Annotated in this window: 22 protein-coding genes and 1 pseudogene; 17 read left to right on the top strand and 6 right to left on the bottom strand. The window is 72.0% G+C overall.

Features of this window, described 5'->3' with window-relative positions:
* Positions 1–310 precede the first annotated feature (310 nt).
* The 7 genes from ACQ9ZG_RS27430 (at position 311) to ACQ9ZG_RS27400 (ending at position 13553) form a co-directional block, all read left to right on the top strand.
* Positions 311–2623: a coiled-coil domain-containing protein gene (locus ACQ9ZG_RS27430; RefSeq protein WP_109914523.1), complete on the top strand. Its 2313-nt coding sequence runs from the start codon at positions 311–313 to the stop codon at positions 2621–2623.
* Positions 2624–2943: 320 nt separating this feature from the next.
* The gene (locus ACQ9ZG_RS27425; RefSeq protein WP_499281325.1) at positions 2944–5628 is read left to right on the top strand and encodes a GTPase-associated protein 1-related protein; all 2685 of its coding nucleotides are present in this window, start codon (positions 2944–2946) and stop codon (positions 5626–5628) included.
* 285 nt (positions 5629–5913) lie between these two features.
* Positions 5914–10086 carry a SpoIIE family protein phosphatase gene (locus tag ACQ9ZG_RS27420; RefSeq protein WP_375138369.1) on the top strand — a complete coding sequence of 1391 codons (4173 nt, stop codon included), beginning with the start codon at positions 5914–5916 and terminating at the stop codon, positions 10084–10086.
* A complete protein-coding gene (locus tag ACQ9ZG_RS27415; protein ID WP_084991426.1) occupies positions 10086–10367 on the top strand; it encodes an STAS domain-containing protein in 282 nt (93 codons plus the stop codon). Before ACQ9ZG_RS27420 ends, ACQ9ZG_RS27415 begins: the two co-directional genes overlap by 1 nt.
* A gap of 61 nt (positions 10368–10428) precedes the next feature.
* Positions 10429–10854, top strand: a complete 426-nt coding sequence (locus tag ACQ9ZG_RS27410) for an STAS domain-containing protein (protein ID WP_499281324.1) — start codon at positions 10429–10431, stop codon at positions 10852–10854.
* Between the two features lie 134 nt (positions 10855–10988).
* Entirely contained in the window at positions 10989–13076 is a 2088-nt protein-coding gene (locus ACQ9ZG_RS27405; protein ID WP_258312487.1) for a GAF domain-containing SpoIIE family protein phosphatase, read from the top strand.
* A gap of 117 nt (positions 13077–13193) precedes the next feature.
* Positions 13194–13553 (top strand): GvpU-like protein, encoded by a 360-nt coding sequence (locus ACQ9ZG_RS27400; protein ID WP_109917563.1) that lies wholly within the window; start codon positions 13194–13196, stop codon positions 13551–13553.
* Positions 13554–13660: 107 nt separating this feature from the next.
* Here the strand turns inward: ACQ9ZG_RS27400 and ACQ9ZG_RS27395 are convergent, their stop codons facing one another.
* Positions 13661–14029 (bottom strand): VOC family protein, encoded by a 369-nt coding sequence (locus tag ACQ9ZG_RS27395; protein ID WP_109917564.1) that lies wholly within the window; start codon positions 14027–14029, stop codon positions 13661–13663.
* A 74-nt stretch (positions 14030–14103) separates the two neighbouring features.
* Between ACQ9ZG_RS27395 and ACQ9ZG_RS27390 the strand changes: the two are divergent.
* Positions 14104–14556 (top strand): annotated as a pseudogene (locus ACQ9ZG_RS27390) (MarR family winged helix-turn-helix transcriptional regulator); the annotation flags it as partial.
* Positions 14557–14671: 115 nt separating this feature from the next.
* Here the strand turns inward: ACQ9ZG_RS27390 and ACQ9ZG_RS27385 are convergent.
* Complete coding sequence (locus ACQ9ZG_RS27385; protein WP_109917566.1) at positions 14672–15139, bottom strand: ATP-binding protein; 468 nt, start codon at positions 15137–15139, stop codon at positions 14672–14674.
* A 153-nt stretch (positions 15140–15292) separates the two neighbouring features.
* Between ACQ9ZG_RS27385 and ACQ9ZG_RS27380 the strand changes: the two genes are divergently transcribed.
* From ACQ9ZG_RS27380 to ACQ9ZG_RS27360, 5 genes are all read left to right on the top strand, one after another.
* The gene (locus ACQ9ZG_RS27380; RefSeq protein WP_499281323.1) at positions 15293–16168 is read left to right on the top strand and encodes a helix-turn-helix domain-containing protein; all 876 of its coding nucleotides are present in this window, start codon (positions 15293–15295) and stop codon (positions 16166–16168) included.
* Positions 16165–16413 carry a DUF397 domain-containing protein gene (locus ACQ9ZG_RS27375; protein WP_109917568.1) on the top strand — a complete coding sequence of 83 codons (249 nt, stop codon included), beginning with the start codon at positions 16165–16167 and terminating at the stop codon, positions 16411–16413. Before ACQ9ZG_RS27380 ends, ACQ9ZG_RS27375 begins: the two co-directional genes overlap by 4 nt.
* 64 nt (positions 16414–16477) lie before the next feature.
* Positions 16478–16930, top strand: a complete 453-nt coding sequence (locus ACQ9ZG_RS27370; protein ID WP_258312488.1) for a hypothetical protein — start codon at positions 16478–16480, stop codon at positions 16928–16930.
* A 362-nt stretch (positions 16931–17292) separates the two neighbouring features.
* Complete coding sequence (locus ACQ9ZG_RS27365; RefSeq protein WP_099219858.1) at positions 17293–17763, top strand: hypothetical protein; 471 nt, start codon at positions 17293–17295, stop codon at positions 17761–17763.
* Positions 17764–17851: 88 nt separating this feature from the next.
* Positions 17852–17998 carry a hypothetical protein gene (locus tag ACQ9ZG_RS27360; RefSeq protein ID WP_181398339.1) on the top strand — a complete coding sequence of 49 codons (147 nt, stop codon included), beginning with the start codon at positions 17852–17854 and terminating at the stop codon, positions 17996–17998.
* Between the two features lie 123 nt (positions 17999–18121).
* Here the strand turns inward: ACQ9ZG_RS27360 and msrB are convergent, their stop codons facing one another.
* The 4 genes from msrB to ACQ9ZG_RS27340 form a co-directional block, all read right to left on the bottom strand.
* Entirely contained in the window at positions 18122–18529 is a 408-nt protein-coding gene (msrB, locus tag ACQ9ZG_RS27355; RefSeq protein ID WP_028418112.1) for a peptide-methionine (R)-S-oxide reductase MsrB, read from the bottom strand.
* 50 nt (positions 18530–18579) lie between these two features.
* A complete protein-coding gene (murC, locus tag ACQ9ZG_RS27350) occupies positions 18580–19980 on the bottom strand; it encodes a UDP-N-acetylmuramate--L-alanine ligase (protein WP_109916826.1) in 1401 nt (466 codons plus the stop codon).
* 113 nt (positions 19981–20093) lie between these two features.
* Positions 20094–20546: an indole-3-glycerol phosphate synthase gene (locus ACQ9ZG_RS27345; protein WP_181398340.1), complete on the bottom strand. Its 453-nt coding sequence runs from the start codon at positions 20544–20546 to the stop codon at positions 20094–20096.
* 248 nt (positions 20547–20794) lie between these two features.
* Positions 20795–21715 (bottom strand): pyrimidine reductase family protein, encoded by a 921-nt coding sequence (locus ACQ9ZG_RS27340; protein ID WP_499281322.1) that lies wholly within the window; start codon positions 21713–21715, stop codon positions 20795–20797.
* A gap of 37 nt (positions 21716–21752) precedes the next feature.
* On the opposite strand from ACQ9ZG_RS27340, the gene zapE reads away from it, so the two are divergent.
* The 4 genes from zapE to ACQ9ZG_RS27320 all read left to right on the top strand — a co-directional run bounded on the left by zapE (position 21753) and on the right by ACQ9ZG_RS27320 (position 25870).
* Positions 21753–22847, top strand: coding sequence for a cell division protein ZapE (gene zapE / locus ACQ9ZG_RS27335; protein WP_028418109.1), 1095 nt, complete (start codon positions 21753–21755; stop codon positions 22845–22847).
* A 99-nt stretch (positions 22848–22946) separates the two neighbouring features.
* The gene (locus tag ACQ9ZG_RS27330) at positions 22947–23372 is read left to right on the top strand and encodes an OsmC family protein (protein ID WP_109917589.1); all 426 of its coding nucleotides are present in this window, start codon (positions 22947–22949) and stop codon (positions 23370–23372) included.
* Between the two features lie 140 nt (positions 23373–23512).
* Positions 23513–24934 (top strand): alkaline phosphatase PhoX, encoded by a 1422-nt coding sequence (locus ACQ9ZG_RS27325; RefSeq protein WP_258312489.1) that lies wholly within the window; start codon positions 23513–23515, stop codon positions 24932–24934.
* 81 nt (positions 24935–25015) lie between these two features.
* On the top strand, positions 25016–25870 hold the full coding sequence (locus ACQ9ZG_RS27320; protein ID WP_028418106.1) for a polysaccharide deacetylase family protein: 855 nt from the start codon (positions 25016–25018) through the stop codon (positions 25868–25870).
* The last annotated feature ends 45 nt before the right edge of the window (positions 25871–25915 follow it).

Genomic DNA, 25915 nt, shown 5'->3' with positions numbered 1-25915 from the left:
TGCAGGAGCAGTCGGTGCCATATCGGCCGCGGGTTCGCCCGCGACCACTCCACAGGGTCAGGCGGGTGCGGCTGTCGGCATGCGCTGTCGCTGGTGTCGTTCATCGAGGGTGGTCCTCCTGAGTACCGCCCGGGCCGCACCGTGCGGCGGCCCGGTCTTCTGCCTGTCCTCGACCATCGTCACTGCGGCGCGGCCCTCAAATGGCCCTGTTCCGTTGCCGGTTGAAGGTGGCAACGGTGGCGCTGTTGCCGATCGAGGTGGCAACACCTCCTGGGCGGCGGATGGTCGGTCGGCGGCGGATACTGGGGGCATGTCTGACAGTGCCGTCGAGATCACCACGCCCAAACCCACCGGCCCGGGCAGGCCCCTGACGCTGGCCGCCCTCAAGGAGGGGCTGGCCCCGGAGAAGAGGGCGCTGGCCGAGGATCTCCGAGCGTTGTTCGGTGCTCTGGACGTCAGCGTGCGGCGGTACGCCGTGCGTCGGCATCTCGACGCGAGCTCGGTGACACGCTACCTCAGCGGGGAACGGGTCCCTCCCTGGGAATTCGTCGCCGGTCTGATCAGCGATGTGCGCGAGGTGTCGGCGCCGTTGACGCCCGCGGCCGAGGCCGCCCTGCACGAGACCCACCGGGCGGCACTCAAGACGAACCGCCGCAGCAGCGAGATGCAGACGCTGCAGGACGAGCTGGCCGTCGCGGACGAGGAGACCCGGCGCATCAAGGCACGTCAACGGGCCCTGGAAGAAGCCATCGTGGACCGTGAGCGCACGCTCCAGGAGTCCGTGAGCAGATGCCGTCGTCTGGAGGTGCAGATCGATGAGGAGCAGTCGGCGCACCGGGCGGACATCGCGTTGTGGGAGGGCGAGTACGAGCAGATACGCAGGGAGTGCCACGACCTGAGCCAGGAAGTGCTCTTCCTCCAGGAGGCACTTGCCGTGGCGAGAGCCGAACTGATCGCCGCCGAGGGCCAGTGCCATCAGTTGGAGGCCGACCTCGACGCGATGAGCCGCCTGGAGGGTCGGGGGGAGGGGGCCTCGTCCTTGATGGCCGCCCTGGAGGCCGCCAACAGCACGGCCTCCGTCGCCGAACTGGTCCAGGTCGTGGGTGACCTGGAGGCGCGCACGCAGCAGGCGATGGCACGCGAGCTGGTCTCCGCGGCGAGTCGCTCCCGTCGCGTCGAGGAGGTGGCGGCCTTACTGTCCGGGCTGCAGGAGGCCGGCCTTCCCGCCCATGCCGATACGGCGATACCGGCGTTGGTGATGACGCGACCCGTGGCCGAGACGGCGGCGCTCGCCGGCGCACTGCACCGGGCGGGCTTCGAGGATGGTGTGGCCGCTCTCCTGCGCTCGTCGGTCGAACTGCACTCTCCGTGCGATGTCATCGGCCTCTGTCTGGGGCTGCACCGTGATCAGTTGGACGAGTTGGCGGAGAGTCTTCTGGCGGCTGCCTTCGTCGTACGGCCGGTGGCGGAGGCCGTGGCCATCGCCGTGTGGGCGGCCGGTACCGAGGTCGAACAGGCGACCGTGACGGCTCTGGGCCCGGCCTTCGGCCGACGCGGCGCTCAGGAACTGGTGGAGCTGAGTATCGCGCTGCGGGCCGCGGGACGGCACCGGCACGCCGACACGCTGCCGACCGCGGTCGCGGAGCGCCGCGACGCCCGAGCCGTCGTCGATGTCATCGAGTGCTTCACCGACAGGGGGCTGACTTCGGAAGCCGACCGGGTCTTCGCGGTGGCGCAGGAGCGGAGCGTTCCCCATGTGCTGGCGCTGGTGCGCGCGCTGGTCCAGGGACGGCACAGCGGGGCCGCCGGCGGGGTCTTGGAGCAGGCGGTGGCCCGATGGTCGGCCCGGGAGATCGCCACCACGGTCACCGACCTCTACAACACGGATCACTTCCCCCAGGCCGCTCAGACGTTGATGAGTGCGCTGCACAGTCCCACCGTCGAGACGCGGCTGCTCCTGCACCAGGTGGACGAGGTCTCTCCCGGCGCCGAGGCGGTGGTGGAGATGGTGGCCGACACGGGGAGCCCCGAGCGGGCCGCCCACCTCCTGCTCTGTCTGGAGAATGACGGCCTGCCCTTGCTGGCCGAGGTGGTGTTCGAGCAGACGCTGACGCACAAGCCCACCGGTCACGCAGGCCAGTTCCTGGGTGTCCTGGCGCAGTCGGGCGCGGCTGTCATGAGCGAGGCCGCACTGTACGAGCGGGCGTGCTCGGCGGCCGGGCCGGACATGGCGCCCCTCCTGCTCGCCCTGGCCACCGCCCGGCAGGACAAGGCGGTCGGCTCGGTCGCCCTAGGCTGTATCCGCACCCATGACCTGTCCGACCTCGTGGTGCTGTTGAGGCAGTTGCACAAGCTCGACAACCCGATCCAGCCGCGTAGGGCGGACGTCGTCGACCAGATCATCGGGGCCGTGGTGCAGAACTGGCCCATGGAGGACCAGGCCTCGCTGGTGGTCGCCCTCGCGCAGGCGGGCCTGCCCCGGGATTCGGCTCTGCTCACCCATCGGGCAGCCGCGAGCCGGCCCAGGTTCCGGAAGCTTCTGAGGCACGAGCAGACGAAGCACGCCCAGAAGGTGCTCTCCCGCACGTTCTGGAGGAAGGGTCCCACCACCGTGAGCGGTTGAGCCGGGGTGCTCCGGTCGACCGGTGCGGAGACGCCGCCGCGGGGGCTGCCGCCCGCAGCGCCCGTTCGCGGTGACCGCCGCTCCGGCGCCGGAGCACCGCTCACCGCCCTCAGCGCAACGCCCCTCCGCGCCCGCGGAACGCTCCCGGAACTCCCCCGGAACACTCCTGGAACGCTCCCGAGGCCAACGCCTGACGCAGCGTAGGGAAAGTGCCTCCGTCCTTGATAACGTCGCCTCCGCGGCTGTGGACTTCTCCCCCGACCCGGTCGCGTGTGCGTGGGAGCGGGGACGGGTCGCGGCAGGACGAAGAGGGCCGGCAATTGAGCCTTGCACAGGTGCACCACATCTCCGCCGCGGCCGGGGACGAGAGCGCGGAGGGCCGTTTCACGGCGGTGGGACACGGGGTGACGGCGGCGCTGCTGGCCGAGTTGGAGCCGCTCTTCGCGTACGTGCTCCCCGACGGAGCCCCGCACCGCCCCGCCGACGCCGAACTCCGTTCGCTCCCCCAGGCGTTCACGTACGCCGTGCTCTCCGACGGCAGCCGCGCCGTCGGCCGTACGGCACCGGCGCGCGGGGAGGCCTCGGCGCCGGTCCGGTTCCACACGCACGCGGTGCACATACCCGCGGGCGTGCCGCTGCCGGGCGGCCGGCTGCCGGTGGAGGCGTGGCGGTCGCCGCACTGGGCCACGGTGACACCGCCCGGCGGGGCCGCTCCCTCCGACCCGCTCGGCGCGCTGCCGCCTGGCCCCGCTCCCGTACGGGAGGGCCTGGACGACTTCGCCGTCTCGCGCGGCCCTTGGCTGGCGGCGGTCCTCGCCGATCTGCGCCGGGCCGGCGAGGAGGCGCCCGCGGGCGGTCCGGTGGTGCTGGTGGAGCGGCGGAGCGCCGATGTGGCACGGTGGCTGGCGCTCGCGGCGATCGCCCTGCCGAGGGAGAGCGCGGAGCGGCTGACGTTCACCACGTACACGCGGCGGCCGGGGAGTTCGCCGCTGCGGGTGGCCGGGGTGGCGCCGGAGGACGCGGCGGCGGCACGCGAGGCGGGGCTGCGGGTCCATGTGTGTGCGGACCGGCCCCCGGTGGAGGCCACCGAGGACATCTGGGCGCGGACGGCGGCCCGGGTGTGGCGGAGCCGGGCGCCGGAGCTGTTCCAGGAGGCGCGTGTGCTGCCCGGAGACCCTTTCGCCGCAGGCCCGTTGGCGGTGGTGGCGCTCTGCGCCGGGGTCGGGCTCGGCTCCGAGGAACGCGCGGCGGCGGCCGCTTGGGCGGCGGAGCGGCCGTACGCGCTGGACGCGAAGCGGGTCGGCCGGTTGGTGGAGGCGCTGACCTCGCCGGGGATCGACGACCGTACGGGCTCCGAATTCGACGCGGTGGGGCGGTTGTTCGGCGCCCTGGACGGCCGGTGCCCGGCCTCCGTCACCGCGCCGCTCGCCGCGATGCTGGTGACGGAGGCGGTGCGGGGCGGCAACGGTTCGCTGGAACTGCCGCGCCCGGACGCGTTCGTGGGGCCGGAGGGCGAGGCGATCGCCGGGGTGCTGGGCCCGGAGATCCTGACGGAGCTGGAGAGCGGGGCGGGTGGGGCGCGGCCGGTGGCACGCACCGTACAACTTCTGCGGGTGGCGAGGCTGCTGGGCCTGAACACCCGTGATCTGCTGCCCGGCGTCACGACCCGCCTGGCCCCGGCGCTCCTGAGGGAGGCGGGGGCGGAAGCGGAGCAGGCCGGGGGGTCCGGCGCGGCGGGAGGACCGGAAGGCGCGGAGGGAACGGCCGGATCTCCGGAATCGGCCGGGACTCCGGGAACGCCCGGGACTCCTGGAGCCCCCGCGACTCCGGGCACAGCCGGAACAACGGGAACGCCCGCGACTCCGGGGGCAGCCACGTCTCCGGAGGCAACCGGCCCCTCGGGAACGCCCATCCCCCCGGGCGCACCCGGACCATCGGGAACAGCCGGATCTCCGGCGGTGCCCGCCTTCGCCCCGGCGCTGCTGGAGCTGCTGGACGAGCAGTTCGACGTACGGACGGCACTGCTCGGCGCGCTGGACCGGATCGCGCCCGAGGACCCCGGCGCGGTGGCCCGGCTCCTGGAGCGGGTGGCTCTGCCGTTCACGGGGACGCAGGCGCTGCCGCATCTGCGGATGTGCGCCGAGGCCCCCGGGGCGACGACGACGCTCGGCCGGGACCGCACGGCGCTCTGGCACCGGATCCTGCGGGCGGCCGGCCTCTCCCCCTTCGCCGAGCCGCTGGTGCTCCGTACGGCGGCGGGCCTGGTCTGGGGGGACCGGGCGCCCACCGTGGAGGAGGCCCGGCTGCTGCTGGAGGCGGCGACCTCGGACGCGCACCGGGCGGCCGGGACCTGGTCCCGCCTGGCCGACGCGGCGCTCGGCGCCCCGGCGGACGCGGAGGAGGCGGAGACCCTGGCCCACGACCTGCTGCGCGCCTTCCCCCAGGAGATCGGGGGCCGGGAGCGGGCCGCGCTCCAGCTCCTCGCCCTCTGCCGCGATCTGCGCACCGGAGCCCCCGAGCCCGGCTGGGCGGACCGGGTCCGTACGCTGCGCGACCGCGCGGCCCCCCTGGAACCGCCCGTCCGGGAGCGGGCGTCCATCTCCCTGGCCGAACGCCTGCTGGCCCCGGACCGCCCGGGCGCGGAGCTGTACGCCTTCGTCCGGAGCGACGACAGCGACCTGATCGCCGCCTACGACCGCGCGGCCCGCACCGAGCCGACCCGCACCCGGCTCTGTACCCAGCCCGCCTACGCGGCCGACTGCTTCACCGTCTGGACCGCCCACCCCCACGCCGGCCCCGCCTGGACCGCCACGGCCGCCGCCCTCCTGGAGGAGGTGCTCCGCCCGGCGGTGCGGTCCATGGGCGCCGAGTTGGTGGCGGAGGTCGAGGAGACGGTGGGCCGGACCGGCAGCAGCGGCCGGGCGAACGCCTTCCGCGACTGGAACCGCTCACGCGCGCTGGGCCGCCTGGGGCGGCGGATCGTGGGGCGGGTGCGGCGGGGCTGACCGGGACCGCCGGTCCCGGCCGCGCGCATCGCCCCTGCACAGGTTCACTCGGCGGTCCGCGCCGCCGCCGTACGGGCTGCCGCCAGGTGCCGCCTACCGTGGCATCCGCACCGGGCGCGGTTGTCTTATCCTACGTATTGCGCTGGCGGATCTTCGGGCGGTGGGAGAGCTTCTCGTGTCGTCCGCGGGGTAGAGGGTTGGGTGTTTGCCGGTCGGCGGCGCTGTGGAGCAGCCTCGGGCGGTACGTCGCATGAAGAGGCTGAGGCCAGTGAAGGGGTGTCTGCTGTGACGCGCTCGGAGGACGGTGAGCTCACCATTCCCTCGGCTGCGATGGACGAGGTGTTCACAGCCGACCGGAACATCGGCCGGGAACTGGCCAAGGTGGAGTGGTCGGCGACGCCGCTGGGAGAGCCTGAGGACTGGCCGCAGAGTCTGCGGACGGCGGTGAGCATCCTGCTGTCGTCGAAGTTCGCCATGTGGATGGCGTGGGGACCGGAGCTGACGTTCTTCTGCAACGAGGCCTACCGGCGCGACACCCTGGGCCAGAAGTACCCCTGGGCGCTGGGCCGGCCCAGCGCCATGGTGTGGTCGGAGATCTGGGACGACATCGCCCCTCGGGTCGACACCGTCCTGAACTGCGGTGAGGCCACCTGGGACGACGGGCTGATGCTGTTCCTGGAGCGGTCCGGCTACACCGAGGAGACCTACCACACCTTCTCCTACAGTCCCCTGCGCGATGAAAGCGGCGCTGTGGTCGGCCTGCTGTGCGTGGTCAGCGAGGACACCAAGCGGGTCATCGGCGACCGCCGGATGGCGACCCTGCGCGACCTGGGCTCCGACCCCAGTGTCATCCGCACCGAGCAGGAGATGCTCGACTTCGCCGGGGGGCAGCTGAGTCGCAACCCGTACGATCTGCCCTTCACCCTGACCTATCTGTTCCAGGACGACGGCAGTGCCCGTCGAGCCGCGGTGACCGGGTTCGGGACGGCAGATCCGGCCGCGCCGGACATCCTTCCCCCGGACTCCGTCTCGCCCTGGCCCGTCCACGTACCGGCTCGGGGCGATTCGGTGCTGGTGCCTCTGGACGGCGAGGCGTACTCGGACCTGCCGACCGGGGCCTGGGAGAAGGCGCCGGCCCAGGCACTGGTCGTACCCCTGCAACAGCAGGGTGGGGCCCCGTACGGATTCATGGTGACGGGTCTGAACCGCTTCCGTGCCCTGGACGAGGACTACCAGGGCTTCCTGGATCTGGTCGCCGGACACATGGCCGCCGGCGTCGCGAGCGCCCGCAGCTACCAGGCACAGCAGCGCCGTGCCGAGGAGCTCGCGGAGCTCGACCGGGCCAAGACGACGTTCTTCTCCAACATCAGCCACGAGTTCCGCACCCCGCTGACCTTGATCATGGGACCGGTCCAGGAACTGCGGGAGCAGCTCGCCGACGCGGAGCCGCGCGTGCGCGAGGAGCTGGAGGCCGTGCACCGCAACGGTCTGCGGCTGGGCAAGCTCGTCAACTCACTGCTGGACTTCTCCCGCCTCGAGGCGGGCCGGATGCAGGCGAGCTACGAGCCGGTCGACCTGGCCACGGTCACCAGCGCGCTGGCCAGTGTCTTCCGTTCCGCCGTCGAAAACGCCGGCCTGGACTTCCGTGTCGAGTGCGAACCCCTGCCCGAGCCGGTGTACGTCGATCGCGGTATGTGGGAGAAGGTGATCCTCAACCTGCTCAGCAACGCGCTGAAGTTCACCTTCGAAGGGTCGATCCGGGTGGGCGTGGGCGTCCAGGACGACGAGGCCGTGGTGCGGATCACGGACACCGGGATCGGTGTGGTGGCCGAGGAGATGCCCCGGCTGTTCGAGCGATTCCACCGTATCGAGAACGCCCGGTCCCGTTCCAACGAGGGCAGCGGCATCGGCCTGGCGCTGGTGAAGGAACTGGTCGGCCTGCACGGCGGTGTCATCACAGCCGAGTCCGCCGAAGGTGAGGGCACCAGCTTCACCATCCGTCTGCCGTTCGGCTCCGCCCACCTGCCGGCCGACGCCCTCCGCACCCGCGTGGGCGACGGCGTCACCTCTCCCGGTGCCGCCGCCCCCTTCGTCCAGGAGGCCCTGCGCTGGCTGCCGGGCGTGCAGACCGGTGTGCCGGCCGGCGAACCGCACGGCGGGCCGCAGACGGCCGTCGAGACTTCCGCGGCCCGCCTGTCGGCTCAGGCGCGGGTACTGATCGCCGACGACAACGCCGACATGCGCGAGTACCTCACCCGGCTGCTGCGCGACGCCGGATACCAGGTCGACGCGGTCGTCGACGGACAGCAGGCCCTCGAAGCCGTTCGCCTGGACGCCCCCGATCTCGTGGTCAGCGACGTCATGATGCCCCGCCTGAGCGGCCTGTCCCTGGTGCGAGCGCTGCGCACCGACTCGCGTACCGCCTCGGTGCCGGTGGTACTGCTGTCCGCCCGCGCCGGGCAGGAGGCGGCCATCGAGGGTCTGCAGGCGGGCGCGGACGACTACCTCGTCAAGCCGTTCGCCGCCGCCGAACTCCTGGCCCGCGTCGAGGCCAACGTGAAACTGGCCCGGCTGCGCAACCACCACGCCCGGTGGCGTACCGCTATGATCGACTCGCTCCAGGAGGCGTTCTTCGTCTGTGACGAGGACGGCGCGGTCATCGAGATCAACACCTCCTTCACCGGCATCCTCGGGTACGGCCCCGAAGACCTGCCCTACCAGCCGGTGCACCCCTGGTGGCCGGATGCGGCCACCGACCCCGAAGCCCACCGCCTGGTTGCCGAGGCCTTCGCCACACTGACCGGCCAGGAACGCGGTAGCTACACCATTCCCGTCACCCACCGCGACGGACATCGCCTGTGGGTGACGGCCACGTTCAACCAGGTCCAGGACCCCGACACCGGCCGTACGGTGATCGTCGGAACCTTCCGCGACGTGAGCGCCGAGCACTACGCCATCCAGCGCGAAACCGCCCTGGCCGCTCTGAGCACCCGTCTGTCCCAGGCCGCCAGCCTGGCCGAGGCTCTCGAAGGTTCTCTTGAGGAGCTGAAGAAGCTGTGGCACGCCCAACACGTGACGGCCGTGGTCTTCGGTCCCCGGGACGAGCCCGCCCTCACCGGCACCGACACCGGCCTCGTCTGGCAGGATCTGCCTGCCGAACGCCGCCGGATGCTCACCGCTCTGCGTGACCAGCCGGCGCTCACCGCCGTTCCGGGCCAGGGCGGGGCCACCGTCGTCCTGGAACACCCGCAAGGCAGCCTGGCCCTGTGGATCGCCCTGGGCGAGCGGCGCCCCTTCACCGGCGAGGACCAGCTCCTGCTGTCCCTCCTGGCCGGTCGCCTGGCCCAGGGCCTGGCCCGTGCTCACCAGATCGACCAGCAGCGCGAGACAGCCATCGCGTTGCAGCGGGCCATCCTCGGCCCGTCCCGGCTCCCGGACGGCTTCGCCGTCCGCTACGAGCCCGCCACCCGCCCCCTGGAGGTCGGCGGCGACTGGTACGACACCGTCGCCCTGCCCGACGGTCGTATCGGCATCGTCGTGGGCGACTGCGTCGGCCGCGGCCTGGAGGCCGCCTCCGTAATGGGGCAGCTGCGCAGCGCCTGCCGCGCCCTGCTGCTCCAGGACGCCGGTCCCGCCCGGGCGCTCATGGCCCTGGACCAGTTCGCCGCCGGTGTCCCCGGCGCGATGTGCACCACCGTCTTCTGCGGAGTTCTCGACCCCCGGACCGGACAGCTCGTCTACTCCAGCGCGGGGCACCCCCCCGGCATTCTCGTCCGACCCGACGGCATCACCAGGCTTCTGGAAGACGGACGTTCCCTGCCCCTGGCCGTACGGCCCGACCGGCCGCGGCCCGAGGGCAGCTGCACCATCTCCGCCCGTTCCACGCTGCTGCTGTACACCGACGGGCTGGTCGAACGCCGCCGCCGTCCGCTCAGCGCGGGCATCGACCGGGCCGGCGAGGCCCTTCAGGACGGCCGGGACACCGCGGTCGACGATCTCGCCAGCAACGTGATGTCCCGGCTGGCTCCCGACGGCGGCTACGACGACGACGTCGCCCTGCTGCTCTACCGTCACCCGGCTCCGCTGGAGATCTCCTTCCCGGCGGAATCAGGCCAGCTCGCTCCCGTCCGGAAAGCTCTGCGCGGCTGGCTCGAACAGTGCGACCTGCCGCCGCGCACCGCGCAGAGCGTCCTGGTGGCGGCAGGCGAAGCCTGTGCCAACGCCATCGAACACGGACACCGCGACGCCCCCGGCGACACCGTCTACTTCCGCGCCGAGGCATCCGTCGACAACCTGCGCCTGACCATCGCCGACAGCGGTCGGTGGAAAGTGCCCCAGCCCGAGCTCAACGCCCACCGCGGCCGCGGTATGGGGCTGATGCGTGCCCTGATGCAGCAGGTCACCGTCGTCCAAGGACCGACCGGTACCACCGTCGACATGCACACGAGGATCGCCTGATGACTACGCCCCTGACCCTCACAGCCAGTCGGCGGCCGGACGGCACCAGCGTGCTGACCGCGGTCGGTGAGATAGACATGAGCAACTGCCTGAGCCTGGCGGCCGCCCTCGACGACGCACCCGGCCCCCTCGTCCTGGACCTGAGCGACGTCGAGTACCTCGACAGCGCCGGCCTCAGCGTCCTGTTCCCGCACGCAGAGCGCCTCGAACTCATCGCCGGCCCGCTCCTGGAGCCGGTACTGACCATCTCCGGACTCACCGACCTGACCACACACCACTGAGGCCCGCACCGTCCCTGCCGGCAGAGACCGCCCCATATCCTGGGCGGTCTGGAGAACCCATGTGGAGGAGACCGAAGTGTTCACGGTAGACGTCAGGCGGGACGCACGAGGAGTGGTGTTCGCTCTGCGCGGGGATCTCGACTTCCACAGCGTGGTGCAGCTGTACGAGGCCGGCGAGGAGGAACTGGGCACCGGCAGGGTGACAGGGGCCGTGGTGATCGACTGCGCCCACCTGGCCTACTGCGACTCCACCGGCATCAGCGCCCTGCTGAAGCTGTACCACCAGATGTCCGCGCAGGACGGGGTTCTGTGCCTGGCCTCCGTGACCGACAACCTCAACCGCCTGTTCGAACTGACCGGGCTGAAGCAGATCTTCTGTCTGCACACCGACCCGGAAGAGGCTCTCAACGCCCACCTGCATGTTCCCGGAGCCGTTGCGGCCGGCGCCGACAGCGCGGCGCGGACCGGCACGGAGCACGGCGGATGACGGGCGCACCGGACCAGCAGGCACCCTCGCCTGTCCGGACCGGCCCGGTGCCGGCGGCACGAGCCGCCGCATCCAGCGACGGGGAGGACGATCTACGGTCGTTGTTCGGGCAGTCGATGGCCTTGTTCGCCTCCATGGCCGGGCCGGCTCACCTGCTGGAGGCGGCGAACCCGGCGTTCTTCGCGGCGATCGGCGGAATCGAGCGCACCCGTACCGGCGTGCCGCTGGGACAGCTCATGCCGGAACTGGTCGAGCAGGGCTTCATCGCTCTGCTGGACCGTGTCTATCGCACAGGTGAGGCCTATACCGGCCGGGATGCCCGCGTGATGCTGGGCGAGGGAGCGGATGCCCGCGAGGGGTTCTTCGACTTCACCTACGAGCCCCGTCTGGACTCCGGCGGCAACATCATGGGCGTGCGGATGATCGGAATGGAGACCACCCAGGTCAAACATGCGCAACGGCTGACGGCCGAGCACCGGGCCCTGCTGGAGCAGATCGCCCGCCAGGCCCCTCTCTCCGAGGTGCTCGAAGGCATGGCACGGGCGATCGAGGATCTCACTCCTGAGGAAGTGCTGGTGTCGGTCCTGCTCGCCGACGCCGACGGCCGGCACCTGCGCCACGGCGCCGCACCGAGCCTGCCCGACTTCTACAACCAGGCCATCGACGGTATCGCCACAGGTGAGGGCGTCGGCTCCTGCGGCACCGCCGCTCACCGCCGCCGGCCGGTGATCGTCACCGACATCGCCACCGATCCGTTCTGGGACGACTTCCGCGACCTGGCCGAGAAGGCCGGTGTCGCCGCCTGCTGGTCCACCCCGATCCTGGCCCGCGACGGTTCGCTGCTGGGCACCTTCGCGATGTATCACCGCGTTCCGCGCGTCGCGCAGGAGGCCGACCTCGCCCTCGCCCGGGTCTTCGCCGGCACCGCTGCCCTGGCCATCGAACGCCACCAGGTCGAGCAGGCGTATCAGGCGGCCGAAGCCCGCGAGAAGACCGCCCGCGACGACCTGGCCTTCCTTCTGAACGCCAGCACCCTCCTGAGTACCGACCTGGACGTCGCCCAGACCCTCAACCGCCTGGCTCAGGCCTGCAGCCCGCGCCTGGCACCGCTGTGCGCGGTCGATGTCATCGAGGGCGGCCGGGTCCGCCGTGTGGCCACCGCCGCCCCCGACCAGTGGCAGCAGGATCTGCTCGCCGGCCACGCCCCTGTCTACGACGACACCGACGACGCCGTCGCACGCGTCCTGGCCTCCGGCGTGACCGAAGTGGCGCGGCGAACCCCCACCGGCCCCGGCCCCTGGCACGATCTGGGCGTCACCGGTTATCTGTGCATCCCCCTGTTCGACCGGGACAGCGTCGTCGGCACCGTGACGCTGCTGTCAACCGACGGGTACACCTTCGACGGACACACCGTCGCCCTGGCCGAGGAGCTCGCCACACGCGCCGCCCTGGCCGCGCGCAACGCCCGCCAGTACACGCACCGCGCCGTCCTCGCCCGCGATCTGCAGGCAGGGCTCCTCCTGCCGGAACTGCCCTGCGTGCCCGGCACCGAGGTGGCCACCTACTACCACCCCGCCGGTGAGGGACTCGACGTCGGCGGCGACTTCTACGACGTCTTCCCCCTGCCCGACGGCCGATGGGCGTTCCTGCTCGGCGACGTCTGCGGCCGCGGCGCCATCGCCGCGACCACCACCGCCCTGGTCCGCCACACCGCCCGCGCCGTCGCCCCGCTCGTCCCCGGCCCCCAAGAGGTCGTCGAAGCGGTCAACCAGGCCCTGTGCAACCGGCCCGTCGGCCACGGCACCGGATTCGTCACCCTCGTCTACGGCCGGATCACCCCCACCGACGACGGCCTCGACATCGAACTCGTCCGCGCCGGCCACACCCTCCCCCTCCACCTGGACGCCCACGGCACCGTCCGAGCGGTCGACGCGCCGGGCGTCCTGCTGGGCATCGGGCCCCAGACCCACCTCACCGCCCGCAACCTGCGGCTGCGCCCGAACGAGAGCCTGGTGCTCTACACCGACGGCATCACCGAAGCCCGCCGCCACGACAACGAACTCTTCGGCGACCGACGCCTCGCCGACGCCTTGGCGGACGCACCGGCCGGACCCGCCGCCCAACAGCTGATCGACACCGTCACCCACGCCGTGCACGCCTTCACCGGAGGCCACGGCATCGACGACGACCAGGCCATCCTCGTCCTGACCGCCACCGGATGACCCTTACGGCCCGTCAGCCCGTCGGCCTGCGGATCCACCCGACCCTCGAAGAGGCGCGCACCATCTGGACCGGACCGCAGGGACCGCGGCCGGAGCCGCCGACTAGAATCGGCTTCCATGTCGAAGCCTGACGAGTTGCTCATCGATGTCGCCGCCCTGGTGGAGTCCGGGCACAGCAACCAGATGTCGCTGACCGTGGTCGCCGGAGGCGCCGTGATCACCGGCCGCCTGGCCCCCGAGGCCGTCTGGCGCCAGCGGGTGTCGGAGGTTCTGGCGGACTCGGACCGACTGGGCGAGTTCGCCGCCGTCTTCACCGCCTCGGCCCGCAAGGAAGGGCCGCCCACGCATCTGCACTTCCACGTGGCCCGCATCCTCCAGGGCTCGGTGGGGATCCCGGAGACGGGTGGGATGTACCGCGTGGCGATCGAGGACGTCAGCGCCTGGACCATGGGCGACTTCAGCTACTCCGACCACTGATCCCAGCCCTCCCGCGCCCCGCTCGCAGCGCCGTCGGCAGAACCGTCCCGGCCCTCCCCCCGGCACCGCCCCCGCCCCGACACCACCGGTCCGGGGCGGGGCGGATCTCAGGCGCGGTCGTGGAGCGTGACCCGGTATCCGTCCGGGTCCGCGAAGGTGAAGGTCCGGCCGAAGGGGCCGTCGACGGGGGCGGAGACGATGGTGTGGCCGTCGGCGGCCAGGGCGTCGTGGACGGCCTGCACGTCCGTGGCGTGGAACCAGACCGCGGTGCCGGCACCGGGCTGCGGTACGGACGCGAGGTCGGTGCCGGGCAGAGGGTCACGGAGCGCGAACGCGATCGGCTTCGTCTCGAAGACCACGGCGTGCGGCGGCCCGGCCTGCGAACGGACGAGGCCGAGGTACCGCTCGTAGAAGGCCTGCGACGCGTCGAGGTCGCGCACCTGGAACGAGATGAAGTCGGGGCCGGTGGCGGGCATGGCGGTACTCCTTCGCTTCACGTCAGCTACATGTCAGCTTCCTGACACCCACCACGGTATGTCAGAATCCTGACATGGGCAAAACGGGTGACGGCATCGACCTGGACACATCGCTGGGCTACGTGCTCAAGGAGGCTTCGAGCGCCCTGCGCACGGCCATGGAGGAGGTCCTCAGACCCCTCGGGATGAGCGTGACGCACTACTCGTGCCTCGAACTGCTCGCCCAGCGTCCGGGCATGTCCAACTCCGAGCTGGCACGGGGCGCGTTCGTGACCCGCCAGACGATGAACGTGCTGCTCCAGAACCTGGAGCGCGAGGGGTACGTGACCAGGCCGACGGAAGCGCGCGTCGGCAAGGCCCTTCCCGCGCAGCTGACCCCGCTCGGCCGGGAGAGCCTGGAGAAGGCGACCGAGGCCGTCCGGTCCGTGGAGGTCAGGATGCTGTCCGGCATGACCGAGGCCGAGCGGCGGGCCGCCTTCCGGTCCCTGAGGAGCATGATCCACTCCCTGCGCGACGGCGGCAGCGGCGGCCACGGTGACGGGAGCGGCAGCGACGGGAGCGGCAGCCACAGCGACCGGCGCGCCGGGAGCAGCGGCGGCGACACCCGGTCCGACGCCTAGCAGAGACACCACCGGCCCCGGCTCAGTACACCAGGTCCAGTTCCGCGCGGACCGTCTTCCCCGGCTGCGGCACGCGGTCGACGACCGCCCAGCGGTCCGCCAGCGCGTCCACGATCAGCAGCCCGCGCCCGCTGTCGTCGCCGTCGGCCGGTACGGGGATCTCACCGGGCCCCGGCGGCCGGCACTCGGTGCGGGTGTCGGACACCTCGATCCGCAGGACCCCGGGGGTCTCCGGGTCGCCGGGTGCGTGCGTCAGGCGCAGCTCGAAGTCACGGCCGGGGACCCGCCCATGGGTGACAGCGTTGGCCGCCAGCTCCCCGATGATCAGGGCCGCCGACTCCGAGGCGTCACTGAGATACGGGATGCCCCAGGTGTGCAGGCGGTAGAGACCGACGCGGCGGGCGAGCCGGGCGCCTCCCGGATCCGCGGCGAAACGGCGCCTGAACACACGTACGGTTACGGCCGATTGGGTCTTCCCAGGTGCTTGCATGCCCCCAGATTCCCGGGCCGCCGCCCTCGCGACCAGGTCAGCAACCCGTACGCTGAGTCAGCGTACGGGCGCAAAGGGTAGACAGTACGAATCACGTTCCGTGAGCATGAGTGGGTTACGAACCACGACAGGCGCACGGGGAGGTGGCCGTACATGACACACGGCACGGACGGCAACGAGAGTACGTACGGAACCTTCGGCAACGGCGGCGCGGGCCGCGTCGAACCCGATCCGCACTACAACCTCAAGATGTTCGGGGAGGTGGTCAAGACCTTCCGCAAGAGGGCACGGCTGACACAGGATCAGTTCGCCCCGATGGTCGGGTACTCACTGGAGACCTGCGCCTCCATCGAGCAGGGCCGCCGCCTGCCGCCTCCGGACTTCCCGCAGCTCGCGGACACCATCCTCGACGCGTTCGGCGTGATCCTGGCCGCGTCGAAGCATCTGACGCGGCGCAAGGGGCTGGCCAGTTGGTTCCGGCAGTGGGCCCAACTGGAGCTGGAGGCGCTGAGTCTGTACACGTACGAATGCCGGTTGATTCCCGGGCTGTTGCAGACACCCGCGTACGCGCGGACGCTGTTCGCGGACCAGTTGCCGCCGCTGGCCGACGAGCAGATCGAGGCGCAGCTCGCGGCCCGGCTGGAGCGCCAGGAGCTTCTCCGGAACCGGCCGAACACCGCGTTCACCTTCATCCTCGAAGAGCACCTGTTCCTGAGGCAGTTGGGTGGCAAGGAGGTCACGAGGGAACTGATCGACCACATCCTCGAACTGTCCGAGCTGCGCAATGTAGACATCCAGATCATGCCGTTGGTGCGGCATCACCACGCGGGGCTACAGGGCCCCATGCGGCTCCTGGAAACGCCGGACCACCAGTGGTTCGGCTACCTGGAGGGACAGGAGCACGGCCAGTTCGTCTCCGATCCCAAAGTGATCAGCGCGCTCCAGATGCGGTGTGCCACTATGCGTTCACAGGCTCTCTCGTTGGACAAGTCCAAGGGCCTGATGCGGCAGATGCGAGGAGCGAGATGAGCAGCACCACACCCCTGGCCTGGTTCAAGAGCAGCTACAGCAGCGGATCCGGCGACGACTGCGTCGAAGTCGCGATGGAGTGGCACAAGTCGAGCCACAGCAGTGGTTCCTCCGGCGATTGCGTCGAGGTCGCCGCCTGCCCCTCCACCGTCCACGTCCGGGACTCCAAGATCGAGGACAGCCCGCAACTCGCCCTCGCCCCGGCCTCCTGGACGCACTTCCTCTCGTACGCCGTCCAGGGCTGATTCCCACGGCTCCGGGACAGGGAAGCATGACGCGAGCACGTCGGGGCAGCCGTCAGCCATGGGTATGGTCGGGAACGGTCGCTTCGAAGCTGTCCGGCGCCGCTGGGCGCGCAGGCGGGGCCGCGCGCGTCTGCTGGATCGTCTGGAGTGGACGGCCTGTCCGCCCTCGGCCGGGACCAGCGAGCACCATCTGCTCCTGGTCCACCACCGCAAGGTGGTCGGTGAGTTCTCCTACCGGCTCTGCGACCGCTGCCCGGCCGGTCAGATGACCACCACACGCGTCCCCCTGTCCCTGTCCGAGGGGCGCGTGGTGCGCCGGGCCATGTCGCACCTGCGTTTCCGGCACCCGGACAGGTCCTGGCTGCCCCAGCCCGCCGTCGCCGGGACCCGCCCGGCCCGGCGTCGGTATCTGGCGGACAGCCGCTTCTGCGAGGGCCACGACTCGGCGGGCTACTCCCTCCCCGCGTCCACCGCCTTCTCCCCGGAACCGTCCTCCAGGGCCGCCGCGACGGCGTAGCCCGCTCGCGGTGACGGCCCCGCCCTTCCGACACCGCACCCCCGGCTCCTGTCGGCGGCCCGCGACGTCCTCCCTCATGGCTTCGTCACGGCCCGGGTGAACGCGCTCCCCGGTACGGCGTGCGCCGACGCCGCGCCGCCCGGTCAGGCGCGGGACCGCTCCGGACTGCCGTCACCCGGGCCCGGCTCGGGCCCGTTCCGGACGGCCGGGCGGGCCGGGGCGCGCGCCACCAGGTCCTGCGGGCTCCCGGGTCCGCAGGACCACCGCCGGGCCCTCGTACCGGTACCGGACAGGTACGGTATCGAGGTACCGATGTCACTCATGGGCCTCCTGGCGGGCTGCGTGAACCCAGGAGGAGCCGCATGACGACCAACCGTGGACGCAAGGACGTCATCCGCGACCGGATGGCCGCCACCGGCGAGTCGTACAACGTCGCCGCCCGCAACCTCAAGGCCATGAAGGACACCGCCGCCACCCGCGACGCGGTGCTCGTCCAGCGCTGGAAGCCCGCCGACTCCTTCGACGTGCCCTGCCCCTGCGGCGGGACCTGCGAGCCGGGCGAGACCTGCGACCACTGCCACGCCCGCCACCGGCACGTGAAGCGCTACCCGGGCTCCACCACCGAGGTCGAGACCTGGGCCGACCGCTACGAGTGCACCGGCTGCTCCTCCTCGTACACCCTGACCGTCCACCTGGCCGGCCGGCCCTGGGGCGTCGCGGAGACGGTCGTGCGCGGCGGGTCGGGCGAGGAGGCCGTGCAGGCGACCGTCTTCCCCGGGGTCATCCACCCGCTGCTGCGGTCCGAGGCGAACGAGGGTCCCGGCCAGGAGTGAGATGCCCCTCGGTGAAGACGCGGTCACCGAGGGCGTGCGGACGGGTGATTAAGGGGTAAGCGGGAGGCAGGCCCCGCGAGGAGGAATCATGTCCCGTCTGCTCGATCGCATCACCCGCTTCACCCGCAGCCCCCAGGGGCGGCGGACCATCGATTCGGCCCGGCGCGCCGCGGCCGACCCCCGTAAGCGCGCTCAGGCCCGCAGCCTGCTCGGACGGTTGCGCGGACGCCGGTGACTCCGGCCGCTTCGGTCGACGGCCGGAGTGGTGTCGGTAGGCGTACGCGGAGATGCCCGCACAGGTCTCCCTGTGCGGGCATCTCCGCGTTCCGTCCGTGTCCGGCTCGGCTCTCGTCCGGGCTCAGCTCTCGTCCGGCGCCAGCGTCAGCGAGATCGAGTTGATGCAGTAGCGCTGGTCCGTCGGGGTCGGGTAGCCCTCGCCCTCGAAGACATGGCCCAGGTGCGAGCCGCAGCGGGCGCAGCGCACCTCGGTGCGGACCATGCCGTGGCTGCGGTCCGCGATCAGCTCGACCGCTTCGGTGTCCTTCGGGTCGTAGAAGGACGGCCAGCCGCAGTGCGACTCGAACTTGGTGTCGGAGCGGAACAGCTCCGCCCCGCACGCCCGGCAGGAGTAGACGCCCGCCGTCTTGGTGTCGGTGTACTCGCCCCGGAAGGCGGGCTCGGTGCCGGCCTGGCGCAGCACCGCGTACTCGGCGGGGGTCAGCTCTTCCCGCCACTGCTCGTCGGGCTTCTCGACGTCGTACGGCACGGCTCGCTCCTTAGCTCGGCTCAGTCGTCGCACGCTCGGTGGCCGGTCGGCTACCGGACGCTCGACAGGTGGTCCAGGATGCGCGGGCCGAGGTCGGTGACATCGCCCGCTCCCATGGTGAGAACGAGATCGCCGGGCTTCGCCATTCCCGCGACGGCGGCCGGGACGGCGTCCTGGTCGTGGACGGCGGTGACCTCGGCGCCCGCCGCCTTCGCCGCGTCGATGATCAGGGCACTCGTGATGCCCGGGATCGGGTCCTCGCGGGCCGGGTAGATGTCCAGGACCACGGAGGCGTCGGCCAGGGCGAGGGCCTGGCCCATCTCCGTACCCAGCTCCTGCGTACGGGAGAAGAGGTGCGGCTGGAAGACGACCAGGATGCGGGCGTCGGCGGCGGCGCCGCGCATGGCCTCCAGATCGGCGGTCATCTCGGTGGGGTGGTGCGCGTACGAGTCGATGACCTGCACGCCCGCCGCCTCGCCCTTGAGCTGGAGGCGGCGCTTGACCCCGGTGTACGAGCCGAGGGCCGAGGCCAGGTTGTGCGCGGGGATGCCGAGGGCGACCCCGGCGGCGAGGGCGGCGACCGCGTTGTGGGCGTAGTGGGCGCCGGGGACCGAGACGGTGAAGGTGAGGAACCTGCCGTTCAGCAGGACCGTGACCTCGCTGGTCAGGCCGCGCGGGGTGACCTTGTGGACGCGTACGTCGGCGTCCTCGGCGGAGCCGTACGTGACGACCTTGAGGTCGGAGAGGTCCCGGACCCGGCGGGTCAGCTCGACGGCGCCCGGCTGGTCGGCGGAGACGACCAGGGTGCCGCCGGGGACGATCTTGCCGACGAAGGTCTCGAAGGAGTCGTAGATCTCGTCCATCGAGGCGTAGTTCGCGTGGTGGTCCAGCTCGACGTTGAGGACGATCGCGACCTCGGGGTCGTACTTCTGGAAGCTGCGGTCGCTCTCGTCGGCCTCCGCGACGAAGATGTCCCCCTCGCCGTGCGTGGCGTTGGTGCCGGGGCCCTCCAGGTCGCCGCCGATGGCGTACGAGGGGGCCAGGCCCAGCGAGGAGAGGGCGACGGCCAGCATGGACGTGGTGGTGGTCTTGCCGTGGGTCCCGGCGACCGCGATGGCCCGGAGGCCGTTCATCAGGGAGGCGAGCGCGTCGGAGCGGTGGACCACCGGGACGGCCAGCTCGGCGGCGCGGAGCAGCTCCGGGTTGTCCTCGCGGATGGCGCTGGAGACGACCACGCAGGAGGCGTCGTCGGCCAGGTGCCGGGCCGCGTGCCCGATGTGCACGGTCGCCCCCAGCGCCCGCAGCGACTCGGCGGTGGCGGACTCCTTGGCGTCGCTGCCCGCCACCTTCGCGCCCCGCTGCGCGAGGATCTTCGCGATGCCCGACATTCCGGCGCCGCCGATGCCGATGAAGTGCGGTCGTTCCATGGCGGCGGGAATGCCGGGTGCCATCTGTTCCTCCGTTGGTGAGAGAGTTCTGCGCGGTCCCGGGTTGCCCTCCGGACGCCCGCAGAGAGTGCTGCGCGGTCCCGGGTTGCCCTCCGGAGGCCTGCGCGGCCTTCAGCCTATTCGCTGTGCGCGAAGAGCTTGAGCACCGGGACGCCGACCTTGTGCCGGGCGCGGGAGGCCCAGTCGCGGTGGAAGAACTCCTCCACGTAGTGCGGGGCGGTCAGGACGATGACCTCGTCCGCGCCCGCGTCCTCGACGACGGTCTTCAGCTTGTCCAGGGGGTGGTTCTCGACCACCTCCCCGACCGCCTCGGCACCCGCCTCGCGCAGTGCGCGCAGGGAGTACTCCAGGCCCATCTCGGCGGGCTCGCGGGCCTCCCTGCCCTCCGGCTCCTCACCCTCGCGGACGGCTTCCCTCAGCTCCCCCATCGCCACGTCGTCGATCGCGCGCAGCAGGACATCGGCCTGGTCGCCGCGCGGCTGCAACAGAACGACGAACGAGATCCGCTCGTCGCCGTGGAGGGTCGTGACGAAGTCCACGTCCTCCGGCGTGAGCGGCTTCTCGATCATCAAAACGCTTGTGAACACGACAGGCGCCCTTCCGCTTCTGCGTCTCGTCGACAGCCGGCTCGACCGTCGACGGTCGTTTGCTGAAACCATCCTTCCCCGTGCTTCCACGGGGACTGCAGAGGTAAGTGTGCCCAGCCGGAGCTAACCGGAACGAGTAATTCCGCTAAGTGCCCCCGCACTGGTGACGCGGTGTCTAAGTTGCCCTCCGGAGGGGAATCACCAGCCCCCGCCCCGGGCGGCCGCCCGGCTCACCGCCGGTAGCGGCCGAAGAGGAAGCCGTCCTCCTCCAGCAGCGACGCCAAGGTGAAACGTTCCGGCACGGCGACCCCGGGGCCCCCGGCGATCCGCTGCGCGTCCCCGGCCGTGAGCATCGGGGAGAGCGTGAGGCACAGCTCGTCCAGCACCCCCGCAGCCACGAACTGGCCGAGCAGCCGGGGCCCGCCCTCCGTCAGCTGGCGCCGCAGCCCCCGGTCCGCCAGCTCGCGCACCGCGCGGGCCGGGTCCACCCGGGCGCCCTCGCCCGCGATCACCACCTCGGCACCGGCCTCGCGGGCCGCCGCGATCCGGTCGGCGGGCGCCCCGGAGCCGGTCACCACGAGGGTCGGGACCAGGGGCTCGGTGAACAGCGGCAGCGAGAAGTCCAGGTCCAGCGAGCCGGACACCACCGCGACGGCGGGGGCGGGCCCCTGTCCGGCGGCCGCCCGCCGCGCCGCGAAGGCCTCCCGGGCGCGGGCCGGACGGTACCCCTCCTGCCGTACGGTCTCCGCCCCGGCGATCACCACATCGGCCAGGGCCCGCAGGGTGCCGAAGATCCGCATGTCGGCGGCGCAGGAGATGGGCTGCGAGCGGCCGTCGTGCTGCGCGGCGCCGTCGAGCGTGGAGACCATGTTGGCGCGCAGCCAGGCGCTCCCAGGGCCTTCGGCGGGGAGGCCGGTGGGGTACGCGTACGCCTCGGCCAGCTCGTCGAGGCTCCACTCGCGGTTGCCGGGGCTCCGCCCGCCCGCTGCGCGACGGTCGCGGTCCTCGTGGCCCGTGCGGTTCTCGTGCCCTGCGCGGTCCGCGCGGTCTCCGGGGCCGGAACCGTGGTCCGCGCGGCCGGGGGCGGCGGCCCGGTCCTCGTCGCCGGGGGTGCTCGTTGTCAGGTCCGTCACAGGGAACAGGCTTCGCATGGGTTGCAGTCTGGCACGGGCCTTAGGGTGGAGAGTTGTGTCGTCCTCCACCGCGTTTCCGGGGCAGAGCCCCCTTGCCGAAACGGCCCCGCTGTCCCTGTGCGCCCGCGAGCCGCACGTCCCCGCCGACCGTCTGGTGGCGGAGATGGTGCCGCCGCCGCGCTTCGATTCGGTGCGCTTCGACACCTACGTACCCGACCCGGACCAGCCCAGCCAGAGCGAGGCCGTGACCGTGCTGTCCGGCTTCGCCGCCGGGCTCGGCGGGTCGCACGCGACGGGCACCGGGCGCCGGAAGTGGTTCGGGAGCAGGAAGCCCGCCGCGCCGGCCGGGCCGCGCGGGGTCTATCTGGACGGCGGCTACGGCGTCGGCAAGACCCACCTCCTCGCCTCCCTCTGGCACGCCACGCCCGCCGAGCCCTCGCTGAAGGCCTTCGGCACGTTCGTGGAGCTGACCAACCTGGTGGGCGCGCTCGGTTTCCAGCAGACCGTGCGGACGCTGAGCGGGCACCGGCTGCTCTGCATCGACGAGTTCGAGCTGGACGACCCGGGCGACACCGTGCTGGTCTCCTCGCTGCTCAGCCGGCTGGTGGAGAACGGGGTGGCGCTGGCCGCGACCTCCAACACGCTGCCGGGCAAGCTGGGCGAGGGCCGGTTCGCCGCCGCCGACTTCCTGCGCGAGATCCAGGGCCTGTCCGCGCACTTCCGCCCGCTGCGCATCGACGGCGAGGACTACCGGCACCGGGGGCTGCCCGAGGCCCCGGCCCCGTACACCGACGAGCAGGTCACCCGCGCCGCGTACGCCACGCCGGGCGCCGCGCTGGACGACTTCCCGGGGCTGCTGGCGCACCTGGCGAAGGTGCACCCGAGCCGGTACGGGGCGCTGACCGACGACATCGGGGCCGTCTGCCTGACCGGGGTGACGGCCGTGCCCGACCAGTCGACCGCGCTGCGGCTGGTGGTGCTGGCCGACCGGCTGTACGACCGGGAGGTGCCGGTGCTGGCCTCCGGGCTGCCGTTCGACCGGCTGTTCAGCGACGAGATGCTGAACGGCGGGTACCGGAAGAAATACTTCCGGGCGATCTCGCGGCTGACGGCACTGGCGCGTGACGCGAAGGGCCTGGTGACCCAGTAGGTTCGGGGGGTGACACCGGGTGCGCCTCCGCGGCGCACCCGTGACACCCCGTTCCCGTACAACACGCATACAGTTCCGTTCCGTTCGAAGGGATCCAGCATGGCTACCACGCGTCAGGCGCACACGGTCTGGGAAGGCAACCTCCTCGATGGCCAGGGGGTCGTCACCCTCGACTCCTCCGGCATCGGTGAGTACCCGGTCTCCTGGCCCTCCCGCGCCGAGGCGGCGAACGGCAAGACCAGCCCGGAGGAGCTGATCGCGGCCGCGCACTCCAGCTGCTTCTCGATGGCGCTCTCGCACGGTCTGGCCGGGGCCGGCACCCCGCCCACCAAGCTCACCACCTCGGCGGACGTCACCTTCCAGCCCGGCGAGGGCATCACCGGCATCCACATCACCGTCCAGGGTGAGGTCCCGGGTCTGGACGAGGCGGGCTTCGTGAAGGCGGCCGAGGACGCCAAGGCCAACTGCCCGGTCAGCCAGGCGCTGTCGGGCACGAAGATCACGCTGTCGGCCTCGCTGGCCTGACCTTCCGCGGCGGGGTGCGGCCGTCAGGGCCGTCCCCCGCCGCGACACGGGGCGCGGGGGCGCGCATGGTTCCCCCGCGCCTCTGTGCGTGCTACACACATGCGGGTCATGTCTACCTGTCCGCCAGCAGGGAGCTGCCCATGTCCTCCGTTTCCCGGAACACCGAGACCGCCGCGACCACAGCGACCACCGTCGGCACCGCCCGGCACGCCACGACACGACGACAGGTCCTGGCAGGCGGCGGCGCGGCGGCCGCGATCGCCTTCACCGGGGCGTTCTCCGAACTCTTCGCCGGTACGGCGGCCGCGCGCGGCCACAGCGGCTACGGCCCGCTCGTCCCCGACCCGGACGGCCTGCTCGACCTGCCGAAAGGTTTCCGCTATCGGGTGCTCTCCCGGGAGGGCGACCCGCTGCGCTCCGGCGAGGGCGAGGTGCCCGGCAACCACGACGGGATGGCCGCCTTCGCGGGGCGACACGGCCGCGTCCACCTGGTCCGCAACCACGAGAACCGGCACACGGCGAAGCTCGGCGTCCCGGCCGTCACCGGGCTGACGTACGACCCGGCGGCCAAGGGCGGCTGTACGGCCCTGGAGCTGGACGGCCGGAACAACGTGCTGGGCGAGCGGGTCGCCATCGCCGGTACGGCGGTGAACTGCGCGGGCGGGCCCACCCCCTGGCGCACCTGGCTGACCTGCGAGGAGACCGAGGACCGGGCCGGGACCAACGGGTACACCAAGGACCACGGCTTCATCTTCGAGGTGGACGGCGCCGATCCGCGCCGCACCGGGGCCGTCCCGCTCACGGCGATGGGCCGCTTCCAGCACGAGGCGATCGCGGTCGACCCGAGGAACGGGATCGTCTACGAGACGGAGGACGCGTTCGACCACCCGTTCGGCCTCTTCTACCGCTTCCTCCCCGCCAGGCCGCTCGGCGGCACCGGCTCGCTGCGGGCGGGCGGGGAGCTGGAGGCGATGCGGGTCCCGGGGGTGCCGGACCTGTCGGCCGTCCAGGAGACGGGGGCGAGCTTCGACCGGGTCGAGTGGGTGCCCGTACCCGACCCGCTGGCGGCCGGAACACCCATCCGCTTCCAGGACTTCGGCCCGAAGGGCATCACGCACGCACAGAAGCTGGAGGGCTGCTACTGGGGCGGCTCGTCCGTCTACTTCGTCTCCAGCTTCGCGCGCAGCGCCGAGGGCTCGGCGGCCGACCACTACGGCCAGGTCTGGCGTTACGAGCCGGGGAGGCGGCGGCTCACGCTGGTCGTGGTCTTCGGCCCGGACACCGACATCCAGTTGCCGGGCGAGTCCCCGGACAACATCTGCCTGGCCGCCGACGGCGGGCTGATGGTCTGCGAGGACGGGGGCGGCGCGCAGCACGTGCTGGGGGTGACCCGGCGGGGCGAGGTGTACGCGATGGCGCGCGGGCGGCAGAACATCGGGACGCCCGAGGAGCCGGAGTGGGGCGAGTTCGCGGGGGTCGCCTTCTCGCCGGACGGTTCGACGATGTACGTGAACTGCTACACGCCGGGGACGACGTTCGCGGTGAGGGGGCCGTGGCGCTGAGACCACGACACCAGAGCGCCACATAAGGGATATAGGCGTACTATCGGATATTTTCCGTGAGTGATCACTACTGCACGGAAGATGACGACGCTGACGGTGGCGGGGGTGTTGCTGGGCGGCGCCCTGGCCGGGTGCGGGGGCGGCACCCCCGCACCCGCCCCCGTAGCCACGCCGCCCGCTGCCGCCGCCTCCCCCGCCCCTCCGAAGAAGCCGCCCACGATGGCCCCGGGGCCGGAAGGGCGCACCCCGGTCTTCGAGCGGCGCCCGGCCACGGCGGCGGTGGCGGGCGGCTCCCCGTCCGACGAGAAGGTCGTGGCGCTCTCCTTCGACGCGGACATGACGGCCGATCAGGGCCCCCGGGCGAAGGCGGGCGAGCGCTTCGACAACCCGGAGCTGATCGCGCTCCTGCGCCGGCTCAAGGTGCCCGCCACGGTCTTCATGACCGGACGGTGGGCGGAGGAGTACCCGGCGCAGGCCAAGGACATCGGCGCGGACGGCCTGTTCGAGGTCGCCAACCACTCCTACAGCCACCACGCCTTCACCGCCGACTGCTACGGCCTGCCGGTGGTCGCGAAGGAGACCATGGCAGCCGATGTGGAGCGGGCCTTCGCCGCCTTCCGCGAGGCCGGTGTACGGAACGTGGTGCCGTACTTCCGCTTCCCCGGCGGCTGTTACGACGACGCGGCCCTGCGCGCCCTGGCCCCGGCGAACGTGACGGCGGTGCAGTGGGACGTGGTGAGCGGCGACGCCTTCGCGACGGACGCGGGGGCGGTGGCCCGGCAGGTGCTGGACGGGGTGCGGCCCGGGTCACTGGTGGTGCTGCACTGCACGCGCAGCGCGGCACCGGTCACCGGGGAGGCCGTCGGCAGGATCGTCCCGGAGCTACGGAAGCGGGGTTACCGGTTCGTGAAGGTGTCGGAGCTGATGGAGGGCTGACGGAGGGTTGGCGGAGGGCGACGGAGGCCGATCGAGGTCTTCGGC

Origin of the sequence: Streptomyces araujoniae (genome assembly GCF_050871195.1) — a bacterium.
GTDB lineage: Bacteria > Actinomycetota > Actinomycetes > Streptomycetales > Streptomycetaceae > Streptomyces > Streptomyces bacillaris.
The sequence above is the reverse complement of the archived record's forward strand: the minus strand, read 5'-3'. Positions and strand labels throughout refer to the sequence as shown.